The 2,632-nt window shown below is 35.7% G+C and carries 1 protein-coding gene; it reads left to right on the top strand.

The features are described 5' to 3' along the window. Positions 1 to 1,040: 1,040 nt before the first annotated feature. Complete coding sequence (locus MWU65_RS17390) at positions 1,041 to 2,063, top strand: NAD-dependent epimerase (RefSeq protein WP_247079952.1); 1,023 nt, start codon at positions 1,041 to 1,043, stop codon at positions 2,061 to 2,063. Positions 2,064 to 2,632 lie beyond the last annotated feature (569 nt).

Consider the following 2,632-nt stretch of genomic DNA (forward strand, 5'->3'; position numbering starts at 1 on the left):
CTTCTCCTTTCTTTTTCCATTGATGAAAAAGAAACAAAAAATCTAGACTGACAAAACCAACGCTAAACTTCTCTTTCGGTTTCTAAATAATCGCTGACTTCTTCAAATTGCATTTGAATTCATCACAAGACGGATTATTTTTAACGAAACCTCAATTCAAGTTTTACGCTCTGTTTTTGTAGGTCGTTTTTTTATCCTTTACTACGAAAATGAAGGCAAGGTTTTGAATAAATTTTACGTCACTCTGTCCTGAGTTTTCTTGAGTTTCAGGGTCCGATATATTTGCGATAATGAGGATGTGTTACAAGGAGAGAAGCATAGCAAGGGAAAAGGCTTAATTCCTTATTTTTAGATGGATATCTCTTTGCGACGGAGGTACGACTGAGGTAATCTGCTTCTTGAAAGTTGTTCGTTGTTGGTTGATTGTCGAAACGCTTTATGATTTTAGGATAATGTCAGTTCGAGTGTTATTTGTGGAATAGAATGGAACAAAAAATGTATCGAGAACCAATTGAACCTAAAAGGTCTTCTCCTTTCTTTTTCCATTGATGAAAAAGAAACAAAAAATCTAGACTGACATTGTTCGTTGTTCGTTGATCGTTGATTGTCGAAACGCTTTATGATTTTAGGATAATGTCAGTTCGAGTGAAATTCTATTTTCAGAATTTTGTATCGAGAACTTTTGAAATCTAAATGCTTCTCGGTAATTCTGCGGAGCCTGTCGAAGTACTAATTATTTCCTCGCTAGCGCTACAAAATAATTCACTCGAAGTGACATTGAAATTTTTTAAATTTACCTGTATCGTTCTGTCCCCCCCTACATTCGGGAATGTACTAATTTCTAATTTACACCTTAAACTTTCGACTTTTCGACTTTTCGACTTAAGACTTTTTGTAAACTTCCCTAAACCATCAAAGAGAGAACCCCTCCCTACATCACTTTAGAAATAATTTCAAAGGGAAGTGATTACCCAAATAGAAATGTATATTTTTGTAGGATATCATCTTTACACAAAAACAGCAGTATAAAACAGTAAACAATGAAAATATTAGTCACAGGAGCAGCTGGATTTATAGGTTTTTATGTGTCAAAAAAATTAGCCGAAATGGGACATACCCTAGTAGGGCTCGACAATATAAATGATTATTATGATGTCAATTTAAAGTATGATCGACTAAATGAATTGGGGGTTGCAAAATCAAAAGCCGAAAACTTCAATGTTATATGCGATAGTGACACTTATGAAAATTTTAAATTCACCCGACTAAACCTTGAAGATAAAACTGAGTTAGAAACCCTATTTGAAACTCAAAATTTTGATGTGGTTTGCCATTTGGCTGCTCAAGCCGGGGTACGGTACAGCTTAGAAAACCCTACCGCTTATGTTCAAAGTAATATTGTCGGCTTTTTAAATATGTTAGAATGTTGTAGAAACCATAAAGTAAAACATTTGGTTTATGCCAGTAGTTCCAGTGTTTACGGTGCTAACACTAAAATTCCATTTGAAACAACGGATCATGTAGACCACCCACTAAGTTTGTATGCTGCTACCAAAAAAAGCAACGAACTCATGGCACATACCTACAGTCATTTGTATGGTTTTCCAACAACAGGCTTACGGTTTTTTACCGTATATGGTCCCTGGGGAAGGCCAGATATGGCCATGTTCTTATTTACAGAAGCAATGCTACAAAATAAAGCCGTGAATATTTATAACCACGGAAACATGGAGCGCGACTTTACCTATATTGATGATATCGTAGAAGGTGTAGTACGTATCATTGAAAAAGACCAAACCTCAAGAATTAAAAACAATTCGCTCTATAAATTATACAATATAGGGAACAATAATTCTGTGAAATTATTAGATTTTATTGAGGAGATTGAAACACAACTACAGCTTACCGCTAAGAGAAATTATATGGAAATGCAAGCCGGTGATGTAGAAAAAACTTGGGCCAATGTAGATGCATTAGTAAAAGACTACAACTATAAACCCAATACAAGCATCAAAGAGGGAGTAACGGCTTTTATAAATTGGTATAAAAACTACTACAACTAAATTCAAACAGGAGTTTGGTTTACGTAATGAACCTCCCCTAAGCAAAAGACTTCCTCCTAGTGAAAAGACCACCCCCTAGTTAAAAGATCCTCCTCCAAGTTAAAAGATCCTCCTCCTAATCAAAAGACTTCCCCCCTAGTCAAAAGATCCTCCCCACTAGTCAAAAGTTCCTCCTCCTATCCAAAAGACCTCCCCCTAACCCCCTCCAAAGGAGGGGGGATTTATTTCGAGAAGCATTTGGATTTCAAAAGTTCTCGATACAATTTTTCGTTCCTCAAAATCACTCGAACTGACATTGCCTAAAAACCATCAACCGTCAACCAACAACGATCAACCATTATAAAGCTTTGGGGTTGGCCTAATTCTAAAGACAAATAGCAAAAGTGTAACTTTTGGTTTTAATGTCACTTCGAGTGAATTATTTAGAAACGTTAGTGAAAAAATAATTTGTATCGAGAAGCATTTAGATTTCAAAAGTTCTCGATACAATTTTTTCGTACCTCAAAATCACTCGAACTGACATTGCCTAAAAACCATCAACCGTCAACCAACAACGATCAACCATTATA

Source organism: Cellulophaga sp. F20128 (genome assembly GCF_023015805.1).
Classification (GTDB): Bacteria; Bacteroidota; Bacteroidia; order Flavobacteriales; family Flavobacteriaceae; genus Cellulophaga.

What these genes read in the sequence shown, in the direction of transcription:
- MWU65_RS17390 (WP_247079952.1), top strand. Translation starts at nt 1,041, where the DNA reads ATGAAAATATTAGTCACAGGAGCAGCTGGATTTATAGGTTTTTATGTG.